Annotated in this window: 26 protein-coding genes; 16 read left to right on the plus strand and 10 right to left on the minus strand. The window is 66.6% G+C overall.

Annotated features, from left to right (window positions below; all coding sequences use genetic code 11):
- Positions 1-39 precede the first annotated feature (39 nt).
- Genes ACORQU_RS16850 through ACORQU_RS16875 form a run of 6 tightly spaced genes read right to left on the minus strand, consistent with a single transcriptional unit; the run spans position 40 to position 4,114 of the window.
- Entirely contained in the window at positions 40-690 is a 651-nt protein-coding gene (locus ACORQU_RS16850; RefSeq protein ID WP_491642212.1) for a YggN family protein, read from the minus strand.
- Positions 691-715: 25 nt separating this feature from the next.
- Positions 716-1,579 (minus strand): DUF4097 family beta strand repeat-containing protein, encoded by an 864-nt coding sequence (locus tag ACORQU_RS16855; RefSeq protein WP_491642213.1) that lies wholly within the window; start codon positions 1,577-1,579, stop codon positions 716-718.
- A 28-nt stretch (positions 1,580-1,607) separates the two neighbouring features.
- Positions 1,608-2,615: an ABC transporter permease gene (locus tag ACORQU_RS16860; RefSeq protein ID WP_491642214.1), complete on the minus strand. Its 1,008-nt coding sequence runs from the start codon at positions 2,613-2,615 to the stop codon at positions 1,608-1,610.
- Positions 2,612-3,484: an ABC transporter ATP-binding protein gene (locus tag ACORQU_RS16865; RefSeq protein WP_491642215.1), complete on the minus strand. Its 873-nt coding sequence runs from the start codon at positions 3,482-3,484 to the stop codon at positions 2,612-2,614. The genes ACORQU_RS16860 and ACORQU_RS16865 overlap by 4 nt, the downstream gene beginning before the upstream one ends.
- Positions 3,481-3,840, minus strand: coding sequence for a GntR family transcriptional regulator (locus ACORQU_RS16870; RefSeq protein WP_271646027.1), 360 nt, complete (start codon positions 3,838-3,840; stop codon positions 3,481-3,483). Before ACORQU_RS16870 ends, ACORQU_RS16865 begins: the two co-directional genes overlap by 4 nt.
- A gap of 4 nt (positions 3,841-3,844) precedes the next feature.
- Entirely contained in the window at positions 3,845-4,114 is a 270-nt protein-coding gene (locus tag ACORQU_RS16875; protein ID WP_491642216.1) for a hypothetical protein, read from the minus strand.
- Between the two features lie 312 nt (positions 4,115-4,426).
- On the opposite strand from ACORQU_RS16875, the gene ACORQU_RS16880 reads away from it, so the two are divergent.
- Genes ACORQU_RS16880 through ACORQU_RS16890 form a run of 3 tightly spaced genes read left to right on the plus strand, consistent with a single transcriptional unit; the run spans position 4,427 to position 6,279 of the window.
- Positions 4,427-5,356 (plus strand): FKBP-type peptidyl-prolyl cis-trans isomerase, encoded by a 930-nt coding sequence (locus ACORQU_RS16880; protein WP_491642217.1) that lies wholly within the window; start codon positions 4,427-4,429, stop codon positions 5,354-5,356.
- The gene (locus ACORQU_RS16885) at positions 5,356-5,592 is read left to right on the plus strand and encodes a SlyX family protein (RefSeq protein WP_491642218.1); all 237 of its coding nucleotides are present in this window, start codon (positions 5,356-5,358) and stop codon (positions 5,590-5,592) included. Before ACORQU_RS16880 ends, ACORQU_RS16885 begins: the two co-directional genes overlap by 1 nt.
- Positions 5,593-5,610: 18 nt before the next feature.
- Entirely contained in the window at positions 5,611-6,279 is a 669-nt protein-coding gene (locus tag ACORQU_RS16890; RefSeq protein WP_491642219.1) for a DUF2058 domain-containing protein, read from the plus strand.
- Positions 6,280-6,470: 191 nt separating this feature from the next.
- On the opposite strand, the gene ACORQU_RS16895 is transcribed toward ACORQU_RS16890, so the two are convergent.
- The 3 genes from ACORQU_RS16895 to cysS form a co-directional block, all read right to left on the minus strand.
- Entirely contained in the window at positions 6,471-7,721 is a 1,251-nt protein-coding gene (locus ACORQU_RS16895) for an MFS transporter (protein ID WP_491642220.1), read from the minus strand.
- A complete protein-coding gene (locus ACORQU_RS16900; protein ID WP_271646022.1) occupies positions 7,718-8,158 on the minus strand; it encodes a SufE family protein in 441 nt (146 codons plus the stop codon). The genes ACORQU_RS16895 and ACORQU_RS16900 overlap by 4 nt, the downstream gene beginning before the upstream one ends.
- Positions 8,159-8,338: 180 nt before the next feature.
- Positions 8,339-9,706 carry a cysteine--tRNA ligase gene (cysS, locus tag ACORQU_RS16905; RefSeq protein WP_491642221.1) on the minus strand — a complete coding sequence of 456 codons (1,368 nt, stop codon included), beginning with the start codon at positions 9,704-9,706 and terminating at the stop codon, positions 8,339-8,341.
- A 261-nt stretch (positions 9,707-9,967) separates the two neighbouring features.
- Between cysS and ACORQU_RS16910 the strand changes: the two genes are divergently transcribed.
- The 9 genes from ACORQU_RS16910 (at position 9,968) to argH (ending at position 19,132) form a co-directional block, all read left to right on the plus strand.
- On the plus strand, positions 9,968-10,465 hold the full coding sequence (locus ACORQU_RS16910; protein WP_491642222.1) for a hypothetical protein: 498 nt from the start codon (positions 9,968-9,970) through the stop codon (positions 10,463-10,465).
- A 285-nt stretch (positions 10,466-10,750) separates the two neighbouring features.
- A complete protein-coding gene (locus tag ACORQU_RS16915; protein WP_491642223.1) occupies positions 10,751-11,761 on the plus strand; it encodes an N-acetylornithine carbamoyltransferase in 1,011 nt (336 codons plus the stop codon).
- A 26-nt stretch (positions 11,762-11,787) separates the two neighbouring features.
- Positions 11,788-12,987: an argininosuccinate synthase gene (locus ACORQU_RS16920; RefSeq protein WP_491642224.1), complete on the plus strand. Its 1,200-nt coding sequence runs from the start codon at positions 11,788-11,790 to the stop codon at positions 12,985-12,987.
- A gap of 134 nt (positions 12,988-13,121) precedes the next feature.
- Positions 13,122-13,565 (plus strand): GNAT family N-acetyltransferase, encoded by a 444-nt coding sequence (locus ACORQU_RS16925; RefSeq protein WP_491642225.1) that lies wholly within the window; start codon positions 13,122-13,124, stop codon positions 13,563-13,565.
- A 19-nt stretch (positions 13,566-13,584) separates the two neighbouring features.
- Positions 13,585-14,679, plus strand: coding sequence for an acetylornithine deacetylase (locus ACORQU_RS16930; protein WP_491642227.1), 1,095 nt, complete (start codon positions 13,585-13,587; stop codon positions 14,677-14,679).
- Positions 14,680-14,805: 126 nt separating this feature from the next.
- A complete protein-coding gene (locus ACORQU_RS16935) occupies positions 14,806-16,071 on the plus strand; it encodes an acetylglutamate kinase (RefSeq protein WP_491645159.1) in 1,266 nt (421 codons plus the stop codon).
- On the plus strand, positions 16,071-16,679 hold the full coding sequence (locus ACORQU_RS16940) for a GNAT family N-acetyltransferase (RefSeq protein ID WP_491642228.1): 609 nt from the start codon (positions 16,071-16,073) through the stop codon (positions 16,677-16,679). Before ACORQU_RS16935 ends, ACORQU_RS16940 begins: the two co-directional genes overlap by 1 nt.
- A complete protein-coding gene (gene argC / locus ACORQU_RS16945; protein WP_491642229.1) occupies positions 16,676-17,629 on the plus strand; it encodes an N-acetyl-gamma-glutamyl-phosphate reductase in 954 nt (317 codons plus the stop codon). Before ACORQU_RS16940 ends, argC begins: the two co-directional genes overlap by 4 nt.
- A gap of 204 nt (positions 17,630-17,833) precedes the next feature.
- A complete protein-coding gene (argH, locus tag ACORQU_RS16950) occupies positions 17,834-19,132 on the plus strand; it encodes an argininosuccinate lyase (RefSeq protein ID WP_491642230.1) in 1,299 nt (432 codons plus the stop codon).
- Positions 19,133-19,280: 148 nt separating this feature from the next.
- Here the strand turns inward: argH and ACORQU_RS16955 are convergent, their stop codons facing one another.
- Positions 19,281-19,565, minus strand: a complete 285-nt coding sequence (locus ACORQU_RS16955; protein ID WP_491642231.1) for a hypothetical protein — start codon at positions 19,563-19,565, stop codon at positions 19,281-19,283.
- 62 nt (positions 19,566-19,627) lie between these two features.
- Here ACORQU_RS16955 and ACORQU_RS16960 point away from each other — a divergent pair, with 62 nt between their 5' ends.
- The 4 genes from ACORQU_RS16960 to ACORQU_RS16975 all read left to right on the plus strand — a co-directional run bounded on the left by ACORQU_RS16960 (position 19,628) and on the right by ACORQU_RS16975 (position 23,028).
- The gene (locus ACORQU_RS16960; protein WP_491642233.1) at positions 19,628-19,885 is read left to right on the plus strand and encodes a YciI family protein; all 258 of its coding nucleotides are present in this window, start codon (positions 19,628-19,630) and stop codon (positions 19,883-19,885) included.
- 77 nt (positions 19,886-19,962) lie between these two features.
- The gene (locus tag ACORQU_RS16965) at positions 19,963-20,391 is read left to right on the plus strand and encodes a hypothetical protein (protein WP_491642235.1); all 429 of its coding nucleotides are present in this window, start codon (positions 19,963-19,965) and stop codon (positions 20,389-20,391) included.
- Between the two features lie 108 nt (positions 20,392-20,499).
- A complete protein-coding gene (gene proB, locus ACORQU_RS16970) occupies positions 20,500-21,657 on the plus strand; it encodes a glutamate 5-kinase (protein ID WP_491642236.1) in 1,158 nt (385 codons plus the stop codon).
- Positions 21,658-21,771: 114 nt separating this feature from the next.
- Complete coding sequence (locus ACORQU_RS16975) at positions 21,772-23,028, plus strand: glutamate-5-semialdehyde dehydrogenase (protein ID WP_491642237.1); 1,257 nt, start codon at positions 21,772-21,774, stop codon at positions 23,026-23,028.
- Positions 23,029-23,087 lie beyond the last annotated feature (59 nt).

Consider the following 23,087-nt stretch of genomic DNA (forward strand, 5'->3'; position numbering starts at 1 on the left):
CACCGGCGCGGCCCATGCCGCGCCGGTGCTGGCTTCACGTCATGATTTCCAGTCGTTGTCGTCCATGCAGTCATCGATATCGGACTGGTCCATGCCGGCGTAGGGCCGGAATGCAGGTTGCGCGGCCGCCAAGGCATCCTGCGCATCGCGCAGCTTGGGCAGGCGCGCGCACAGCTGCTCGACCTGGGGCTTGATCTTCTGCCGGGCGGCTTCTTCGGCCTGCTTGCCGACCTCGTCACTCGAGTCTCCGTTCAGCAGCCCCTTGAGCGCGGCCCCCGCGGCATCGATCCCGATCTTGGCCCCGGCCATGCCGATGGCGATGCCGTCGCTTGCCACGCCCTCCAGTTCTTTGCGGTAGGTCTTAGCCAGGGCCTTCTGCTCGGGCGTGGCATCGATGGTCTTGCCGTCGATGATGATGTCGCCGTCCGGCGTGATCGACGCATCGGGCGCATGGCTGCCGTCCTTGGCGTCGAGGGACATGGTGGAGCTACGCAGTTTGGACTGGGCCTTGCTCATCTCTGAGTTGGCCTTTTCCATCTCCTTGGACGCATCGTCCAGGCCCTTGCTGGCCTGCTCGACGGCGTGGCCTGCCACGCCCGTCAGTTTGCCATCGGCATCGCAGCCCGGAGCGCAGGCGGCCAGAGCCAGCAGGCCAGTGGCGGCGATGATGCGCAGTGAACGCTGGTGCATGGTGATCTCTCCCGGTGAGGTGATGTCAGTGTTTGGCGATGTCGACCGTGCCAGTCACGCCGCGATGGTCGATATCGCCGCTGCCCTTGCGGCGCACGCTGAGATTGCCGCGGATGTCGCGGGCGTCCAGGTCGCCAGATCCGATCGAGCCCACGGTGACATCGCCGGTGATGTCACCCAGGCGCAGGTCGCCGGAGCCGATCGATCCGATGTCGACGCCCGCCCCGACCTGATCAAGCGTCACGTCGCCCGAACCGATGCTGCCGACCTCGGTCCTGCCCTTGATTCCTGCGGCAACGACGTCACCGGAGCCAACCGACAGAACCTTCAGCGCACCGGCGCCGTGCAGCTTGAGGTCGCCGGAGCCGACCTTGGCGGTGACCAGGCCGGCCACGTCCTGCAGGTCCACATCGCCGGAGCCGACATCCGCGCTGGCAGCCTGGCCGCCGCGCAGGCTGGCATCGCCCGACCCCACGTCCAGTTGCACCAGCACGTCGTCGGGCACGCTGCCGTCCAGGTCCATGTACCAGTAGGTCGTGCCCATGGAGCGTGACAGGCGCAGATGCTTGGCCGGCATCAGGGTCACCACCAGCTTGTCCCCCTGGCGCTCCTGCTGCAGCTGCATGTCGTCCAACAGGTCCTTGCTGGATGCACATGCTCGGCCATCGAGGGTGCCGGTGCTTCCGGAGGTGGCCTTCAGCCGCAGATTGCTGGAGCCCACGTTGAACAGCACCGAATGCGCGCCGGCCAGGTCCAGCTTGAGCGAGCGCGGTGCCGAGTACTGGCAGCGCGCGTCCTGCGCACTGGCCAGCGCGGGCAGCACCAGCAGGGACAGTGCCGCGGCAATCACGGACAGGCCAGGGCGTCGACCCCTATGCAATGTCTTCATCTCCAGATTCCTTGCGTTGTCTTGGGGATCAGGCATCGTCACGGCGACGGCGAACCATCACGGCCAGGACGATCAGGGCAATGCCGACGACCGCGCCGATCCACAGGTCCGGATTGGCATAGATCGAGGGATTGCTGGTGTGGTGCAGGACCAGGTCCAGCGCCTGGGCAGGATCCTGGGCGGACTGGGACGCGCTTTCGAGGGTCTCGTGGCGGGCCAGCTCCGACGGGATCCAGATCCCGGGCAGGACGCTCAGCAGGCCGCGATACATGACCACGTACCAGACGTCCCCCAGCGGCAGGTTCAGCCCGGGCATGGCGCCCATGATGCTGATCACGATGCAGGCCAGCAGCGGCACCAGGACCGCCCACAGGAACGGCACCCGACGTGCCCAGGCCGAGCACAGCATCAGCCAGCCGATCGCGGGCAGCGACCACAACACGTAGATGGGCAGGGTGGCCAGCATCGTCCCGATCACCTTGAACGGGTGCGAGGCGGTGAAGATCGCGCCGGCGCCCGGCATGCCAGCGGTGGTGGAAGCCAAGGCGATGATGACCCACAGCCCCAGTCCCATCAGCAGGCCGACGATGAGCGAGACCACCTGGGTCAGCAGCAGGGCCCAGACCAGCTTGGAGGCGACGGTCATCGTGTCCGACACCGGCAGGGACTTCCAGAACAGCACGCTGCGGTCGTGGCGGTCGTTGTACAGGCTGCCAAGGCAGTAGAAGAACACGACGAAGGCGACCACGACCCCGGCGATACTGAAACCTGTCAGCAGCGCAAAATCACCGGTGGCACCAAATCCCTTGGCGAGTGCCTCTGGGCCGACATGGATGTTGAAGCTATCGCCTTGGATCTTGTCGCGGGCCTGGATCGCGCCGATCACCGCGCCCAGCGCGGCGAAGGCCAGGATGATGCCGGCGGTGATGACCTGGGCCCAGAGGAATCCGCCGCGGTTTTCCCAATATTCGCGGCGCAGCAGCCAGCCGAAGACGCTTGGCTTGGACAGAGTGCGGGCAGGAGCGGGGGCGTTCATGCGTAGGTTCCTTTCATGATGGCCACGAACAGGTCGGCCAGGCCGGGATTGCGGGTTTCGCCCAGGGCGGCGAGCTGCGCGCGGGGCACGCCATCGAAGAGCATCACGGTCTTGCCGAAGGGCAGGGCACGCTGGTCGATCGGGCCCAGTGCGCGGGCCTGCTCGGCACCCGCCTCGGACACCAGCAGTTCGGTGTAGCGGGTGCCCACCTCGTCCATGGTGGCGGTCAGGGCGATGCGACCGTCGCGGATGAACATCACGTCGGTGAGGATGTGCTCGATCTCCTCCACCTGATGGGTGGTGACGATGATGGTCTTGTTCTCGTCGAAGTAATCCTCCAGCAGGCGCTGGTAGAACTGCTTGCGATACAGGATGTCCAGGCCCAGGGTCGGCTCGTCCAGCACCAGCAGGCGGGCATCGATGGCCATCACCAGGGCCAGGTGCAGTTGCACGATCATGCCCTTGGACATCTCGCGCACCCGCAGGTTGGGCTTGAGCTGGGTGCCTTCGAGGAAGCGCATGCACTTGGCGCGGTCGAAGCGCGGATGCACGCCGCCGACGAAGTCGATGGCCTCGGAGACCTTCATCCAGCGCGGCAGCACGGCGACGTCGGCGATGAAGCACACATCGCGCATCAGCTCGTCGCGGCGACGACGCGGATCCATGCCCAGCACGTCCAGCTCGCCTTCGAAGGGCGTCAGGCCCAGGATCGCCTTGAGCGCGGTGGTCTTGCCGGCACCGTTGGGCCCGATCAGGCCCAGGATGCGCCCGGATTCGATGGCGAACGTCGCCCCGTCCAGGGCCAGCTTGTTGCGGTAGGTCTTGCGCAGGCCGCGGGCCTGGATGACCGGTTGGGTCACGGCATTCATTCCTCGCCTCCCTTGGGCAGTTCGTCGATGGACAGTCCCAGCCGCGCAATGCGCGCAGCCACGGCCGGCCACTCTTCTTTCAGAAAACGTTCGCGCTCGTTCGCCAGCAGCTTCCTGGCGGCTTCGTCGGTGACGAACATCCCCAGGCCGCGGCGCTTCTCGACCAGGGCCTCGTCGGCCAATTCCTGGTAGGCGCGTGAAACGGTGATGGGATTGAGCTGGTATTCGGCGGCCACCTGGCGGACAGAAGGCAGGGCATCGCCGGGCTTGAGTTCGCCATCAAGCATCATGGCAATCACCTTTTCCTTGAGTTGGCGGTAGATGGGAGCGCCGTCGCTCCATTGGATCGGTGTCATGGGTTCAGCTCCCGGGTCGCAACAGACGGGCAAAGGAGAAATAAGGCATCGACAGCGCGTGCCTGTGGTGGGTGCCGTCCTGGGCTGGGGGAGAGGGGGCGGCGGTCGAGGCGCCTGCCTCGATCACCGTGGGCAGCGCGTGTGCGGCCGCCGCTTCCACCGCGCCGGGCAGCGCGCTGGAGGCCGGCATCCGGCTCCGCAGGCCCAATGTGGTCAGGGCGACGAGACTCAGGCCGAGCAGGGTAAAACCGCGGTTTCCGAGTTTGCTGTCCATGGCGTCCTCTGCTTTGGGTTGGTGGTGTTGTAGGTAACTATAACACCAAATCAACTCGCGTCAACAGGGAATGACACTTCGATGACCCAACCAATGGCAGGGGTGTCCGGTGTGCATCCAGGTGGCCTTGCGGCTGGGAGAAGGGCGCCTCACCGGCGCATGCATGAACGGGTCGCGTGCCGCAGGCGGCCGTGCAGGGCCGATGCGGTCGGGTGTACGACCGCAAAGCCTGCTTGCCGCAGGCGCACATGCCACAATGCGCGCCTGTTGCGCCGGAAGTCCCGGCGCTTGGCTGCATGAGGAAAGCACCGGATGAAATCGTTTGGCATGTGGGTGGTGGCCGCCAGTCTGGCCGCGTCCCTGATCGGAGGAAACGCATTGGCGCAGGACAAGACGACGCTGGACAGCCAGCGTGACAAGGTCAGTTACGCGATCGGCATGGACATCGGCCGCTCCTTCGCGCCGGTGGCCGACTACATCGATCCTGCCGCGATGCAGCGTGGCCTGCAGAGTGCGCTGGACGGCAAGGAACCGCCCATCAGCCAGGAAGAGGCCCAAGCCACCGACACTGCCCTGCGTGCGAACCTGGCCGCCAAGAACGGCCAGACCCCGCCGGGCCAGCCGCCGGGCACCCAGCCACCAGCCGTGAACAAGCAGAACGTCGGCCTGATGGTCGGCAGCATGATGATCGGTCCCAAGCTCGCGCCGCTCAAGAATGAGGTGGAACTGCCGGTGTTGATGCAGGCGGTGCGCACCGTGCTGGCTCAGGGCAAGACCCTGCTGACCGAGGACGAAGCGCGTTCGACCGTGCAGGCCTACGCCAGCGAGCGCCAGGCCGGCCTGGCCCAGCGCAATCGTGACGAGGGCGCCGCGTTCCTCGGCAAGAACAAGACCGCCAAGGGCGTGGTCACCACCCCGTCGGGTCTGCAGTACATGGTTCTGCGCCAGGGCAGCGGCGCGCGTCCGACCGCGGCCAGCACCGTGCGCGTGAACTACGAGGGCAAGTTGCTGGACGGCACCGTGTTCGACAGTTCCTACGAGCGTGGCGAGCCGGCCACCTTCCCGCTGGCCAACGTGGTGCCGGGCTGGACCGAGGGCCTGCAGCTGATGCCGGTGGGCTCCAAGTACCGTTTCTGGGTGCCGGCCAACCTGGGCTATGGCGAGCAGGGCACCCCGGGTGGCCCGATCGGTCCGGACGCGACGTTGACCTTCGACGTCGAACTGCTGGGCATCGCCAAGTAATGAGCACATGTGAGGCCCAGGCGGGCGATGCGCTGGAGCGGCGCCTGATCGAACTGGAGACCAGGCTCGCCTTCCAGGAGCATGCCCTGGCCGAACTCAGCGAGGCCCTGGCCGACGCCAGGGCCGAGGGCAATCGGAACGGTGAACTGGTCCGCCACCTGCTGGCCGACCTGAAGAAGGTCCGTTCCGAGCTGTATTCCGAACCGGGCGACGAACCGCCGCCCCCGCATTACTGATCCACGACCGATTCACCGATGACCGACTCACTGCGAGACCAGCTGCTGGGATTGGGTTTCAAGCCCGCGCCCAAGCCAGAACGGCCCAAGGGCCAGCACACCCCTGGCAACAAGCCGGGGCGTCCCCACGGTGGCGCACGCGCCGATGCCCGTAGCGATCGGCGCGACGGCAAGCCCGGCGGGCCACGTGGACGCGGCGACAAGGCCGCGGCGGGCAAGGGGCCGGGCGCCCACAAGTCCGGCGGCAAGCCGCGCTCGCGGGAGGACATCGACCTGGCCAAGGCCTATGCGATCCGCGCGCAGAGGGAAAAGGACGAGCGTATCGAGGCCGAGCGCCTGAAGCAGGAAGAGGCCCGTCTGCGCCGGGAGGCGCGGGCGAAGGTGGATGCGCTGATCGCCGGCAAGACCCTCAACGATCCCGCGGCCGAGGTGGTCCGCCACTTCCCGTACGGCGGCAAGATCAAGCGGATCCACGTCACCGCCGACCAGCTCAAGGCGCTCAACGCCGGGCAGCTGGGCGTCGTGCAGCAGGCCGGTCGCTACCTGCTGGTGGAGGCGGGGCTGCTGGCCGAGGTCGAAGCGATCTTCGCCCCGGCCGTCGCGCTCAAGGTCGACCCGGACGCACCGGCCGAGGACGACCCTTACGCCGATCCGAAATACCAGGTCCCGGACGACCTAGTCTGGTGATCGGCGTCCCTGATTCCCCTTCAAAACCAGCGCCGCCAAACAATTTCACGTAGAGCGGAGCTTGCTCCGCTGGGGCCTTCCCGCTGATCCGATTTACCGATCCGGCTGCTAGAGGGACAAGAGCAGCGGAGCAAGCTCCGCTCTACGGGTGTGGGTCTTGTCGGTTCGGGTGCCGCGAAAAGCAGGGGTTCCTAGAGATCCTTGATTGACACTCGGCGCAGCTTCGGCGCCTTCAAGGCGGTCAGGCCCACCACGCACAGGGTCACGCAGCCGCCCAGCAGCACCGCCGGCACCAGGCCCAGGAAGCGCGCCATCACCCCGTCGTAGAAGGCGCCCAGCTCGTTGGACGAGCTGATGAAAATACTGTTGATCGATGACACGCGCCCGCGCATCTCGTCAGGGGTGGCCAGCTGCAGGATGGTGCTGCGCAGGACCATCGACACCCCGTCGCAAAGCCCGTACACCACCAGGATCGCCGCCGACAGCCAGAAGCTGCGCGACAGGCCGAAGGCGATGGTGCAAAGCCCGAAGGCCGCCACGGCGATCATCAGGATGCGACCGGCATGGCGGTCGATGGGATGGCGCGCGATCCATAGCCCGGCCACCACCGCGCCCAGCGATGGGCAGGCACGCAGGATGCCCAGCCCTTCCGGGCCGTGGTGCAGGATGTCGTGGATGAAGGCCGGCAGCATCGACACCGCACCGCCCAGTAGGACCGAGAACATGTCCAGCGCCATCGCGCCGAGCATGATCTGGTTGGAAAACACGAAGCGGGTGCCTTCGGCGATGCTCTTGAACACGGGCGCGCGCGGCCCGGTGGCGATGGGCTCGGCGACCTTCAGCGGGTACAGCACCGCAATGGCCACGGCCGCCAGGACGACGGCGGCCGAGTAGGCCAGGGTGGTGCCGCCCCAGGCGACCAGGCCGCCGCCCAGCGCCGGCCCGGTGACCAGCCCCACCTGGAAGAAGACATTGGCGATGCTGGTGCCGCGCGCGAACTGGCGGCGTTCGAGCACGCGCGCGAACAGCGCGTTGTAGACCGGGGTCAGGAAGCAGCGCACCGCGCCGGTCAGGCACACGGCAGCGTACATCGGCCACACGCCGTCCACCGGCAGCCATTGCCTGTCCACCGCCAGCAGCACCAGCGGCGTGAGCAGCAGTCCGGTCGAGGCGGTCATGCCCAGTCGGCGTCGCGGCAGGTGGTCGACCAGATAGCCGGCGAATGGCGCGGTGCACACGAACGGTAGGACTTCGGCCAGGCCGATCAGGCCCAGCGACAGCGGGTTCTGGGTGATCTGGTAGATGTGCCAGCCCACTGAGACCGCCACGACCTGATAGGACAGGATCGCGCAGATGCGGTAGGCCAGGATCCGGATGAACCCTGCCTGCGCCATCACCTCGCGCGCGCCGACCGCGGTGTCCACCGGCGGCGGGACGCTCATTGCGCCTGGGCCTGGGCGGTCTGACGGATAAAGGCCAGCAGCGCGGCCAGGCCGTTGCTGCGGGTCGGTGAGAGGTGCTTGGCCAGGCCGATGTCGGCGATGTAGTCCGGCTCGGTCGCCAGGATCTCGGCCGCGGGGCGGCCGGCGTACACGCGCAGGGCCAGGTAGATCAGACCGGAGACGATGGCCGAGTCGCTGATCGCCTGGAAGTCGAGCTTGGCGGCGTTGCCCTGCGGCACGATCCACACCATCGACTGGCAGCCGAGCAGGCGATGCTCCTCGGTCTTCCACGCCTCGGGGAAGGGCGGCAGCTTGCGGCCCAGGTCGATCAGGTACTGGTAGCGTTCGGCCCAGTCAGAGAAGAAGGAAAACTCCTCCTTGATCGCCGCCTGCGCTTCGACGGCAGTGGGTTCCAGCGGAAAAACAGTGTCGGTCATGGGTCTTCCAGATGGCGAGCGTTGCCCCCTCTCCCTCTGGGAGCGGGGTTGGGGTGAGGGTTGGGCGAAGTCAGGGATGTTTGGCGCCGCGCGTGCGTCGCTCGCTGACCCTCATCCGCCCCTCGGGGCGCCTTCCACCCCAAAGGCGCCTCGTCCCGGTGGGAGAAGGAAACAATCAAATCAGCCGCGCTTCCAGCGCACGCCTTGCGGGGTGTCCTCGAGCACGATGTTCTCGCCGGCGAGCTGATCGCGGATCGCGTCGGCCCGGGCGAAATCGCGTGCCTGCTTTGCAGCGGCGCGTTCGTCGATCAAGGCCTGGATGCGGACGTCGTCGTCGGACGAGGTGCCACGGGCGAACCACTCGGCCGGTGACTGCTGCAGCAAGCCCAGGGCCAGGCCAGCGCCCAGCAGGTCGGACTTCAGGCGCGTCTTGTCGTCCGCGGATTCGGCCTTGCGTGCCTCGCCCGCGAGACGGGCTACTTCGGCCAGCGCCAGCGGCGTGTTGAGGTCGTCGTCCAATGCGGCTTCGATGCTGGCCGGGATATGTGCCTGCGCGTCCACGTCGCCCAGGTCGCGCAGCGTCCCGTACAGGCGGTCCAGGGTGCGCACCGACTGCTCGATCAGCGCATCGGACCAGTCCAGCGGCTGGCGGTAGTGCGCCGAGAGCAGGGCGTAGCGCAGTGCCTCGGGCGGGTGCGCCTGGAGCAGGTCGTGGACGCGGGCGATATTGCCCACCGACTTGCTCATCTTGGCGCCGCCGAAGTTGAGCATGCCGTTGTGCAGCCAGAAGCGGGCGAACGTCACTCCGCCGTGTGCGCACTCGCTCTGGGCGACCTCGTTTTCGTGATGCGGGAACTGCAGGTCCACGCCGCCGGCGTGGATATCGATGGTCTGGCCCAGGTGCGCGGCGGCCATGGCCGAGCATTCGATGTGCCAGCCCGGCCGACCGCGTCCCCACGGCGAGTCCCAGCCGGGCAGCGCGTCGGTGGAGGGCTTCCACAGCACGAAATCGCCCGGGTCGCGCTTGTACGGCGCCACGTCCACGCGCGCGCCGGCCAACAGCTCGTCCGGATCGCGGCGCGAGAGCTGGCCGTACCGGTCGAACGAGCCGACCGAAAACAACGCGTGCCCATCGGCGGCATAGGCGTGGCCGGCGTCGATCAGTCGCTCGATCATGGCGATGATGTGCGGGATGTGCGCGGTTGCCTCCGGCTCGATGTCCGGCGGGACCACGCCCAGCGCGGCCATGTCGGCACGGTAGGCGGCGGTGAACCGGTCGGTGATCGCCGAGATCGGCACGCCCTGTTCGGCGGCGGCGGCGTTGATCTTGTCGTCCACGTCGGTGATGTTGCGGGCGTAGCGCAGGCCGCCGTACCGGCGGCGCAGCAGCTGGGCCAGGACACCAAACACCACCGGGCCACGGGCGTTGCCGATATGTACGTAGTTGTAGACCGTCGGCCCGCACACGTACATGGTCGGAGCGGCCGGATCCAACGGGGTGAAGGCTTCGACGCGGCGCGTCAGGGTATTGAACAGCTGCAGGGACATGGGGGCACGACAGGAAGCAGGCCGTTGATTCTAGGGCTTGTCCGCGATACCTGGATAGGACACGGCGGTGCGCGCGGAGGCGCCCACGCCCATGCGTGTCGTTGCCTGCATGGCGTGTGCTTGGCAGGAACGTGGCCGGCTCGCACCTGTTCACGGTGCATGCGGCGTGTCAGTCGACAGCGCGGATTCAGCCCAGTTCCAGGCGTGCTGCCTACACTGTTCTGTGGTATCTCCGCCTCGCTTCCCATTCCCCCGCGCTGTATGCCTCCAGCCTTCCGCGTCCTGCTTGCCGTCAGTCTTTGTGCCTGCGTCGTCCCAGCGTCCGCGCAGCAGACCACGGTGGTTCCGGTGGAAAACGTGAGGATCGACTACGCGCAGGTGCTCTCCGTCGAGCCGGTCTACCAGACGCTGCGGGCCAGCCGCACCGAGCAGCAGTGCGATTCGCCGGCCAGGCAGGAGGACGAAGAGGCACCAAAGGAAGAAGGGCGCATCGCGCGGATGGTCGATTCGGTCAAGGGCATCTTTACCGGGGACGACAGCCAGCAAGGCGATGGCAAGCCCTCGGATGCCAAATCCAGGTCAACGTCTTCAGCGGACCAGAACTGCCACATGGTCACGGTCGAGCGCGAGTTCCGCCGACCCATCGCCTACGACGTGGACTACGTCTACAAGGGCACCAAGTACCGCAACCGCATGGCCGAGGATCCCGGCAATCGCCTGCGCATCCGCGTCTCGGTGATGCCCTACGCGGGCCAGTGAGGGATCTGCCGCCGTCGGCCTTGCGCCGCAGCACGGCGGCGTGCGAGGATGCGCGCCCCATGAAGATCTCTTCGCACCTGTACGCAAGCGCCGCCCGGATGGCCTCGGGCATGACTTCGCGTGCTCGCCGACCGGAATCCTGCTCCTAGCTGGGTCACCGGAGGTCTTCGCCTGCACACCGGAAAAACCCAGCCATCAGGCTGGGTTTTTTCGTTTTCGCGTCACTGGAAAGTTTCAATCGCAACCGCGCCGGCCGGCGCGCCCAATCTCGCAAAGGATGACCCGATGCCCTTGAAGCACTTCTTGAACACCCAGGACTGGAGCCGTCCGGACCTGGACGCCCTGTTGACCCAGGCCGCGCTGTTCAAACGCAACAAGCTGGGCAGCGAGCTCAAGGGCAAGTCGGTGGCCCTGGTGTTCTTCAACCCGTCCATGCGCACGCGCACCAGCTTCGAGCTGGGCACCTTCCAGCTGGGCGGTCACGCGGTGGTGCTGCAGCCCGGCAAGGATGCGTGGCCGATCGAGTTCGACCTGGGCACGGTGATGGACGGCGAGGCCGAGGAACACATCGCCGAAGTGGCCCAGGTGCTGGGGCGCTATGCCGACATCGTCGCGGTGCGCGCGTTTCCGAAGTTCGTGGACTGGCAGATCGACCGCCAGGACCGCGTGCTGAAGAGCTTCGCCAAGTATTGCCCCGTGCCGGTGATCAACATGGAGACCATCACCCATCCGTGCCAGGAGCTGGCCCACGTGATGGCGTTGCAGGAACACTTCGGCACCTCCGACCTGCGCGGCAAGAAGTACGTGCTGACCTGGACCTACCACCCCAAGCCGCTCAACACCGCAGTGGCCAATTCGGCCCTGACCATCGCCACGCGCATGGGCATGGACGTGACCCTGCTGTGCCCGACGCCCGAGTACGTCCTCGACGAGCGCTACATGGGTTGGGCGCAGGACAACGTGGCCGAAAGCGGCGGCTCGCTCGAGGTCAGCCACGACATCGACAGCGCCTACGCCGGCGCCGATGTGGTCTACGCCAAGAGCTGGGGCGCGCTGCCGTACTTCGGCAACTGGGGCCCGGAGAAGCCCATCCGCGACCAGTACAAGCACTTCATCGTGGACGAGGCCAAGATGGCCCTGACCAACAACGGCGTGTTCAGCCACTGCCTGCCGCTGCGTCGCAACGTCAAGGCGACCGACGCGGTCATGGATTCGCCACAGTGCATCGCCATCAATGAGGCCGAGAACCGTCTGCACGTGCAGAAGGCGATCATGGCCGCCCTGATTTCCCAGTAATTCCCCACCTTTCGGAACCACAGATCATGAGCAAGAAAGACATCGTGCTGGCCTTTTCCGGCGGCCTGGACACCAGCTTCTGCGTTCCCTACCTGCAGGAAAAGGGCTACGCGGTGCATACCGTGTTCGCCGACACCGGCGGCGTGGACGATGCCGAGCGCGCCTTCATCGAGCAGCGCGCCGCCGAACTGGGCGTGGCCAGCCACCAGACCGTCGATGGCGGCCCTGCGATCTGGAACGGCTTCGTCAAGCCCTTCGTGTGGGCTGGCGAGGGCTATCAGGGTCAGTACCCGCTGCTGGTGTCCGACCGTTACCTGATCGTCGATGCCGCGCTCAAGCGCGCCGCCGAGCTGGGCACCAAGGCCATCGCGCATGGCTGCACCGGCATGGGTAACGACCAGGTGCGTTTCGACCTGGCGGTCAAGGCGTTGGGCGACTACGAGATCGTCGCGCCGATCCGCGAGATCCAGAAGGAGCACACCCAGACCCGCGCCTATGAGCAGCAGTACCTGGAAGAACGCGGCTTCGGCGTGCGCGCCAAGCAGCAGGCCTACACCATCAACGAGAACCTGCTGGGCCTGACCATGTCCGGCGGAGAGATCGATCGCTGGGAAGCCCCGGGCGAGGGCGCACGCGGCTGGTGCGCGCCGCGCGCCGAATGGCCGCAGGCGCCGCTGTCGGTGACGCTGACCTTCGTCGAAGGCGAAGCCGTCGCGCTGGATGGCGAAAAGCTGGCCGGTGAGAAGATCCTGGCCAAGCTCAACAAGCTCTTCGCCCCCTACGGCGTGGGCCGCGGCGTGTACACCGGCGATACCGTGATCGGCCTGAAGGGCCGCATCGTTTTCGAGGCGCCGGGGCTGGTGTCGCTGCTGGCCGCGCACCGCGCGCTGGAGGATGCGGTGCTGACCAAGCAGCAGAACCGCTTCAAGCCCGAGGTGGCGCGCAAGTGGGTCGAGCTGGTGTACGAAGGCTTCTACCACGACCCGCTCAAGACCGACATCGAGGCCTTCCTGAAGTCCTCGCAGGGCAAGGTCAACGGCGAGGTGGTGTTGCGTACCGACGGCGGCCGCGTCGAGGCCGTGGCGGTTAAGTCGCCGCACATCCTCAACGCCAAGGGCGCGACCTACGCCCAGTCGGCCGACTGGGGCGTGGAAGAGGCCGAAGGCTTCATCAAGCTGTTCGGCATGAGCTCCACGCTGTACGCGCAGGTCAACGGCGAAGGTTGATCGGGGCCGTCATTCCCGCGCAGGAGGGGATCCAGTGGCTTGCCTGATCACTTGCAAGTCACTGGGCTCCCGCCTGACCAGACATCCGTCTGTTGGACGCCGCGGAAGCGACGAATGATGTTTAAAGCGAAGACATGACCACACTCGACATCTCCACCGACAAGACTCGCCTGGACCTGGACGTGATCCACGGTTTCCTGGTCCACGCCTACTGGTCGCGCGGCATCCCGCGTCAGACGGTGCAGCGCGCCATCGACGGGTCGCTGTGCTTCGGTGGTTATCTCGAAGAGGCGGGGCAGGTGGCGTTCGCGCGGGTCATCACCGATGGTGCGACGTTCGCCTATCTGGCCGACGTGTTCGTGCTGGAAGGCCAGCGCGGCCATGGCTACAGCAAGCAGCTGATGCAGGCCGTCGTGGCGCATCCGCAGCTGCAGGGCCTGCGTCGCTTCATGCTGGCCACCTTCGATGCGCATGGCCTGTATGCGCAGTTCGGCTTCGTGCCACCCGCGCGTCCGGACCGGTTGATGGAGAAGCTCGATATGGAGCTCTACAGCCGCGCCGCCGCTTCCGCCGCCTGAACCGGATAGATCGACTGACATGACCCATCTGCTCGAAACCACGCTGACGCATCTGGAGAAGCTGGTGTCCTTCGACACCCGCAACCCGCCGCGTGCGCTGACCACTGGCGGCATCTTCGATTACCTGCGTGCGCAGTTGCCGGGCTTCCAGGTCGAGGTGATCGACCATGGCGCCGGCGCGATCAGCTTCTACGCCGTGCGCGGCGCGCCCAGGTACCTGTTCAACGTGCACCTGGACACCGTGCCAGATTCGCCGCACTGGAGCGCAGATCCGCACGTGATGCGTCGCCAGGCCGATCGCGTGGTCGGCCTGGGTGTGTGCGACATCAAGGGCGCGGCTGCCGCACTGATCGCCGCGGCCAATGCCGGCGATGGCGATGCGGCCTTCCTGTTCTCTTCCGACGAGGAAGCCAATGACCCGCGTTGCATCGCCGCGTTCCTGGCCCGTGGCCTGCCGTACGAGGCGATTCTGGTCGCCGAACCGACCATGGGCGAGGCCGTGCTGGCGCATCGCGGCATCAGTTCAGTGCTGATGAAGTTCGCCGGTCGCGCCGGCCATGCCTCGGGCAAGCAGGACCCGTCGGCCAGCGCCCTGCACCAGGCCATGCGCTGGGGCGGCAAGGCGCTGGACCATGTCGAGTCGCTGAGCCATGCGCGCTTTGGCGGGCTGACCGGCCTGCGCTTCAACATCGGCCGGGTCGAGGGTGGCATCAAGGCCAACATGATCGCGCCGGCGGCCGAGCTGCGCTTTGGCTTCCGGCCGCTGCCCTCGATGGACGTCGACGACCTGCTGAGCACCTTCGCCGGTTTCGCCGAACCGGCCGCGGCGCATTTCGAGGAAACCTTCCGCGGCCCGAGCCTGCCTTCGGGCGACATCGCCCGTGCCGAGGAGCGTCGCCTGGCCGCGCGCGACATCGCCGACGAACTCGGTCTGCCCATCGGCAACGCGGTGGATTTCTGGACCGAGGCCTCGCTGTTCTCGGCCGGTGGTTACACCGCGCTGGTCTACGGCCCGGGCGATATCGCCCAGGCGCATACCGCCGATGAGTTCGTGACGCTGGAGCAGCTGGAGCGTTACGCCGGATCGGTCCACCACATCATCAATGGGCGCTGATTCCAGCGCATCTCGCCGGCGGCCTTCGTGGCCGCCTGCCACCTCAAAAGAGTCAGTCCGCACATCGTGAATATCCCCGTGACCAACGCCCAGACCCGCCAGACCATCGTGCGCCTGCTTTCGAGCATGGCCAGCGCAAAGGAGATCAGTCAGTACCTCAAGCGCTTCTCGCAGCTTGATGCCAAGCGCTTTGCGGTGGTGAAGGTCGGTGGCGCGGTGCTGCGCGACGAGCTGGACGACCTGACTTCCTCGCTGACCTTCCTGCAGGAAGTCGGCCTGACCCCGATCGTGCTACACGGCGCCGGCCCGCAGTTGGACGCGGAACTGTCGGCCGCCGGTATCGAGAAGCAGACCGTGGGCGGCCTGCGCGTGACCTCGCCCGAGGGGCTGGCGATCGTGCGCAAGGTGTTTCAGTCCTCCAACCTCAAGCTGGTCGAGGCGCTGCAGGCCGCCGGTGCGCGTGCCACCTCGATCACTGGCGGTGTGTTCGAAGCCGACTACCTGGACCAGGACACCTACGGGCTGGTCGGTGAGGTCAAGGCGGTCAACCTGGCGCCGATCGAAGCCAGCCTGCAGGCCGGGTCGATCCCGGTGATCACCAGCCTGGGCGAAACCCCGGCCGGCCAGATCCTCAACATCAACGCCGACTTCGCTGCCAACGAGCTGGTGCGCGAGCTGCAGCCGTACAAGATCATCTTCCTCACCGGCACCGGCGGCCTGCTCGACGAGCAGGGCAAGGTGATCGACTCGATCAACCTGTCCACCGAGTACGACCACCTGATTGCCCAGCCGTGGATCCACGGCGGGATGAAGGTCAAGATCGAGCAGATCAAGGATTTGCTGGACAAACTGCCGCTGGAGTCGTCGGTGTCGATCACCCGGCCGGCGGACCTGGCCAAGGAGCTGTTCACGCACAAGGGCTCCGGCACGCTGGTCCGGCGTGGCGAGCGCGTGCTGAAGGCGACCTCCTGGGACGAGCTGGACCTGCCGCGGCTGAAGACCCTGATCGAATCCAGCTTCCGCCGCACGCTGGTGCCGGACTATTTCGAGAAGACCGCGTTGCTGCGCGCCTACGTCAGCGAGAACTACCGCACCGCCATCATCCTCACCGATGGCGACGGCATGGTGTACCTGGACAAGTTCGCCGTGTCCGACGACGCGCAGGGCGAGGGCCTGGGCCGTGCGGTCTGGAACGTGATGCGCGAGGAGACGCCGCAGCTGTTCTGGCGTTCGCGCCACAACAACCAGATCAACATCTTCTACTACGCCGAGTCCGACGGCTGCTTCAAGCAGGAGAAGTGGAAGGTGTTCTGGTACGGCATGGAGGATTTCGACCAGATCAAGCAGTGCGTGGCCCATTGCGCGACGCGCCAGCCGACGCTGGTGGGTTGATGACCCAGGCCGACGCCACCGCCTGGACCTGCGTGCCGACCCTGCGTGGCGACCACGTCACCCTGGCGCCGCTGTCGCCGGCGCATGCCGACGGGCTGCGCGCGATCGTCGCCGACGGCGTGCTGCCGGCCCTGTGGTACACCGGCGTGCCCAAGTTCGAGGCCATCGACGGCTACATCGCCGCCGCGCTGGCCGAGCAGGCGCAGGGCCGCATGCTGTGCTTCACGGTGCTGGACGCCGATGGCGTGGCGGCCGGCTGCACGCGCTTCTATGACATCGACGTGGCGGTGCCGCGCCTGAGCATCGGCTACACCTGGTACGCACCGCGCGTGCAGCGCACCGGCTTGAACACGCAGGCCAAGCAGCTGCTGCTGGGCCATGCGTTCGAGACCCTGGGCGTGGCCTCGGTGGTGCTGGAAACCAGCTGGTTCAACCATGCCTCGCGCGCGGCCATCGCCCGCCTGGGCGCAAGGCAGGACGGCGTCCTGCGCAACCACAAGCGCCACGCCGACGGGTCCCTGCGCGACACCGTCATCTTTTCGATCCTCGACCGCGAATGGCCGGCGATCAAAACCCATCTGCAACACCAGCTGGACAAGCACGCATGACTTCCAAAACGTTCACCGTCGGCATCGTCGGCGCGCGCGGCCACACCGGCAGCGAGCTGATCAAGCTGATCGTCGCCCACCCACAGCTGCAGCTGGCCTTCGTGTCCTCGCGCGAGCTGGACGGCCAGCCGGTCAGCGAACACAACGCCGCCTATGCCGGCGCGCTGCACTTCGAGAATCTCGATGCCGACGCCGTGGCCGCCAAGGGCGCCGACGCGGTGATCCTGGCGCTGCCCAACGGCAAGGCCGAGCCGTTCGTCGCCGCGCTCGAGGCGGTCGCGCCGGACACCATCATCGTCGACCTGTCAGCCGACTACCGCTTTGAACCTAGCTGGTACTACGGCCTGCCGGAACTCACCCGGGACCGGTACGCCGGCCAGAAGCGCATCAGCAATCCCGGCTGCTATGCCACGGCCATGCAGCTGGCCATCGCGCCGTTGCTGGATCAGCTGGCCAGTCCGCCGCAGTGCTTCGGCGTCTCGGGCTATTCAGGTGCCGGGACCACCCCGTCGGACAAGAACAACCCCGAGCTGCTGGCCGACAACCTGATGCCGTATTCGCTGACCAACCACATGCACGAACGCGAGGTGTCCGCGCAGCTCGGCCTGCCGGTGGAGTTCATGCCGCACGTGGCGCCGCATTTCCGCGGAATCACCATGACCGTCAACCTGTGGCTGCAGCACGCGATGACGCGCGAGGCGATCCAGTCCCTGTATGAGGCGCGTTATGCCGACGAGCCGCTGGTGGAGGTGATCGACGATGCGCCGTGGGTCAGCCGCATCGCCGGCACCCATGGCGTGCAGATCGGTGGATTCACCCTGGCCCCGGGCGGCAAGCGCGTGGTGGTGGTGTCCACGCTGGACAACCTGCTCAAGGGCGCGGCCACCCAGGCCATGCAGAACCTCAACCTGGCCCTGGGCCTGGATGAGCTGACCTCGATCCCACATTGACCCGCCCTTTGTAGAGCGGAGCTCGCTCCGCCGCTGTCCCTTCCATCGCGCATCGAGTTTTGTAGAGCGGAGCTTGCTCCGCTGCCGTCCCGGTCCAGCCACGTGGACGTTCCGGGGAAGGCCTCAGCGGAGCAAGCTCCGCTCTACAGATGCAAAGACCAAATTCAAGACAGCTTCAACGCTGTCTTCGCAGGAGAACCATCCATGGCTGACTTGTTATGGCAGAAACCCGGCGTCGCGGTCGACGCCAAGATCCAGACCTTCCTGGCCGGCGATGACGTCATCCTGGATCGCGAGTTTTTCCTGTACGACATCGCGGCTAGCAAGGCCCATGCGCAGGGGTTGCAGCACATCGACATCCTCTCGCTGTCCGAGCTGAGCAAGCTGAGCGAGCAACTCGATGTGCTGGCCGAAGACTTCCGCAGCGGTGCCTTCGTGCTCGATGCGCAGTACGAGGACTGCCACTCGGCCATCGAGGCGCGCCTGACCGAGCGCCTGGGCGATGCCGGCCGCAAGATCCACACCGGCCGCAGCCGCAACGACCAGATCCTGGTCGCCACGCGCCTGTGGCTGAAGGACAAGTTGCTGCGCGTGGCCGGGCTGAGCCGCGAGGTGGCCAAGGTGGCGCTGGACCGCGCGGAAGCCGAAAAGGGAATGCCGATTCCCGGCTATACCCACATCCAGCGTGCGGTGGTGTCCTCGGCAGGCATGTGGTGGGCCGGCTGGGCCGAAGCCTTCATCGACAACGCCACGCGCGCGATGGATACCTTCCGCCTGGTGGACGCCAACCCGTTGGGGACCGCCGCAGGCTACGGCGTCAACCTGCCGCTGGATCGCGAGCACACCACCGCCGAACTGGGCTTTGCCCGGATGCAGGTCTCGCCGATCTATGCGCAGCTCTCGCGCGGCAAGTTCGAGCTGGCCGCGCTGGAGGCCCTCGGCGGCGCCACGCTGGATCTGCGCCGCATCGCCTGGGACCTGTCGTTGTTCACCAGTGGCGAGTTCGGCTTCGTCGCGCTGCCGGCGCAGTACACCACCGGCAGCTCGATCATGCCCAACAAGCGCAACCCGGACGTGATCGAGCTGATGCGCGCCACCCACGCCAGCGTGGCGGCGGCCAAGACCGAGATCGAGCAGCTGCTGTCGCTGCCTTCGGGGTATCACCGCGACCTGCAGGGCTCCAAGGGCGCGATCTTCCACGGCTTCGGGCGCGGGCTGGCGGCACTGGAGCTGCTGCCGGCGTTGCTGGCCAACCTGGAGTGGCGGCAGGACAAGATCCACGCGGCGATCGATTCAGGCATGTATGCGACCGACGTAGCGGTGGAAGCCGCGGTGGCTGGCGTGCCGTTCCGCGAGGCCTACAAGGCCGCGGCGGCCAGTGCGGACACGGCGGGGCAGGGGCGCACGCCGGAAGGGAGTTTGGCGGCGCGCGTATCGCCCGGTGCGGCGGCGGATCTGCAGTTGGAGGTGTTGTGGCGGCGTTGGGAGGGGCTGGGCGGCTGAGATGGTGTTTGGCCTTGTGTTGGAAGCAAGGGCAAAGGCTTTCGCGCCTTCGGCGCGACTTCCTTTTGTCTTGGCAAAAGAAAGCAAAACCGTCTTCGCCGGGACGCGATCCGACGCTGGCGCGTCGGGCCCCTGCGCTTCTCGCAAGTCAGGGCACGGCGCCCAAACTCGCTTCGCTCAAACAGGGCGCCTCTTCGGCCCTGACTTGCTGCGATGCTCGGCTCGCTTTACGACTAGGGTGAGTCAAGATCACTGGCAACAGCAACAGCAACAGCAACAGCAACAGCAACAGCAACAGCAACAGCAACAGCAACAGCAACAGCTGTTTTGACTGGTCGGGGGATCGAGCGGAATGCTCAGGGTTGCCAACCAGGTTTGAGTCGTTTCCCGGCGCGGGCGGGAGCTGCTTTACAGCAGGCGAATGTCTGATCATCCAGTGGTTCCCGCAGCGCAACCCATCGCGCCAGCCACGCAACACAAGCAGGAGAAGCGTCAATGAAGCTGTATCTGGTAATGGCCAAGCGCAAGCCTGAGTTCCCGGACGACGTGATCGGCCCGCACAAGGACTGGTTGATCAACCTGAAGGTGGAAGGGCAGTTGCACATGACCGGCGGTTTCAGTGACGGCACGGGCGGCGCCTACATCCTCAAGAACCTCGACAGCCTGGAGCAGGCCAAGGCGCTGGTCGCCACCGACCCGCTGGCATTGCGCGATGCCTCCGAGCTGACTGTGTACGAGTGGAATATCCCGTAGTTTCCCAATATTGACTGCAGTCTGCTATGGCAGCATTTGACTCATAGCAGACTCGAGAGCTAGGTGAAACACCGAAAATGATGTCTCCATCCGAATTTGAAGCTGCTCTTGGGCGCCTTGATCCGACAGCGGTGGACTTTCCGCTCGCGATCGATGAGTTGATCAGTCGCGTGGATCCGGCTGATGCTCCGCTACTGATTGATCACATCTTCGACTTCTTTGAAAAGCATCCTGAAGAAGAGCTTGGAATGCCCGGAGGTCTGGTGCATTTCATAGAAAGCTTCTACCCGTCTTACTCGGCAAGACTTCTCCAGTCGCTGGATGTCTCTGCGAACGCCAGCGCGGTCCTAATGGCGAACCGAATCCTCAACTCGAACCTAGAAGATTCGGACAGAAACCAGTATCTCGGCGCAATGAGAGTCGTATCTGTCAATGACCGTGTGCCGCAAAGCGTTCGCGCATCTGCCCGGCACTTCATCGAATACCAAGCCAGCCGGGGGGCATGATTCACCAGAGGCACAGCCGACCGATTATGGCGATTGCAGCCGTCATCTCGTCACCATTGAGCTACGCACGCACCGGTGCGATTAACCCTCTCACCTGAACACGTCCCCATGAACGACGCTACCCCCCCCTCCGTCATCGCCTTCACCGAACAGGTCCTGCCGCCGTGGCGGCGCGCGGTGCTCAAAGTCGGCAGCAGTCTGCTGGCCGCGGACGGAGGCGGGTTGTCGCCTAAGTTCGCGCTGGGTTTGGCCCAGTTCGTCTCGGCCAACGTACTGGCCGGGCGCGAGGTGGTGATTGTGTCCTCCGGGGCCGTGGCGGCCGGGCGCGCGATCGTGCCCAGGGCCGCAGAAGCCGGCGCGGCCATCGCCGCGCGGCAGGCGCTGGCCGCGCTCGGCCAGGCGCAGCTGATCGGGTTGTGGCAGCGCTTCTTCGAGCGACCGGTGGCGCAGGTGCTGCTGACCCATGACGACCTGCGCAACCGTCGCCGCTACCTTAATGCGCGCGCGACCCTGCTGGAGTTGCTGGCATTGGGCACGCTGCCGGTCATCAACGAAAACGACACCGTCTCCATCGACGAGCTCAAGCTGGGCGACAACGACAACCTGGCTGCCGTGGTGGCCGCGCTGGTCGACGCCGATGCCTTGTTCATCGCCACCGACATCGACGGCCTGTACACCGCCGATCCGCGCAGCAATCCGACCGCGCGGCCATTGGACGAGGTGACGGCGCTGACGCCCGAGGTGTTCGCGATGGCGGGCGGCAGCGGCAGCAGCGTGGGCACCGGCGGCATGCGGACCAAGCTGGAAGCCGCCGCCAAGGCCGGCGCGGCGGGCGTGGAGACCTATCTGTTCAATGGCCGCAGCGCCGAGGTCGTGCGCGGGTTGGCGCTGGATCGGCTGCGCGGCACCCGCATCCATGCCGCGCAGACCCGCATCGCCGCGCGCAAAGGTTGGTTGCGCCATGCGCCGGTGGAAGCGGGTGCGATCCTGGTCGATGCCGGAGCGGCCGCGGCGCTGGCCGGCAAGGGCGCCTCACTGCTGCCGGGCGGGGTGACCGGGGCCGAAGGCGACTTCCGGCGCGGCGACATGGTCGAGGTGCAGCAGCGGGATGCCGAAGGCGTGCGCCGCCTGGCGCGGGGCATCGCCCAGTATTCTGCCGCCGACATCCGCCGCATCGCGCGACGGCATTCGCGCGAGATCGAGGCCGTGCTGGGCTATAGCTACGGTGAGAACGTGATCCACCGCGACGACCTGGTGCTGCTGTGACCGCCGTCTACGGTGGGAGCCGCCATGGCGGCGATGGAGCTATACCCGTAAAGCCGCATCGCCGCCGTGGCGGCTCCCACCCGCAATCCTCCTTTCGTGCCGAGTCTTTCCGCCATGACCGATGACATCAAGACCCAGGCCCTGGCCTGCCGCGACGCCGCCCAGGTGCTGGCGCAGCTGTCCTCAGCCGACAAGGCCGACCTGCTGACGTCCATGGCGCAGCGGCTCCAGGACCAGGCGCAGACCATCCTGGCCGCCAACGCGCAGGATCTGCAGGCCGCGCGGGACAACGGGATCGGCAGCGCCATGCTGGACCGGCTCACGCTGACGCCGGAGCGTATCGACGGCATCGCCGCTGCCCTGCGGGAAGTGGCCGGCCTGCCGGATCCGGTCGGTCAGGTCACCCGCACCGACACCCGCCCCAACGGCATCCAAGTCAGCAAGGTGCGCGTGCCGCTGGGCGTGATCGCGATGATCTACGAGGCGCGCCCCAACGTGACCGCCGACGCGGCAGCGCTGTGCATCAAGGCGGGCAACGGCGTCATCCTGCGCGGTGGCAAGGAGGCGATCCACTCCAACACCGCCATCGCCCAGGTCCTGCAGGCCGCCCTGGAAGCCGCCGACGTGCCGGCCGCGGCACTGACCCTGGTCACCGACCTGCGCCGCGAGACTATGCTGGAACTGCTGCAGCTGACTGACATCGTCGACCTGGCCATTCCGCGCGGCGGCGAAGGCCTGATCCGCTTCGTCGCCGAGCATGCCCGCGTGCCGGTGATCAAGCACTACAAGGGCGTGTGCCACCTCTTCGTGGACGACAGCGCCGACCTGGACCTGGCAGTCGGCCTTCTGGTGGACGGCAAGGTGTCACGTCCCAGCGCGTGCAACTCGCTGGAAACCCTGCTGGTGCACAAGGGCGTTGCCGAGCGCTTCCTGCCGATGGCGGCCAAGGCGCTACTGGCGCGCGGCGTGGAGCTGCGCGGCGACGAGGCCACGCGCGTGCTGGTGGCCGAGGCCAAGCCTGCCAGCGACGAGGACTACGCCGCTGAGTTTCTCGATCTGATCCTGGCCGTCCGCGTGGTCGACGGCCTGGATGCGGCCATCGAACACATCCGCCGCTACGGCTCGGACCACACCGAAGTCATCGCGACCGAAAACGACGCCCATGCCGCCGCATTCGTCGGTGCGCTGCGCGCGGCGGTGGTGATGGTCAACGCGTCCTCGCGCTTTTCCGATGGCGGCGAGTTGGGCCTGGGCGCGGAGATCGGCATTTCCACCACGCGCCTGCACTCCTACGGCCCGATGGGCCTGGAGGCACTGACCGTGGAGCGTTTCGTGGTGCAGGGTCACGGCCAGACCCGCGCTGCGACCTAAGTCCGGGCAGGGCAGGTTTCAATAATCCGGGACCGTCCAGGTTGCGGAAGAGACGCCTG

The organism is Pseudoxanthomonas sp. JC1303 (assembly GCF_058448525.1).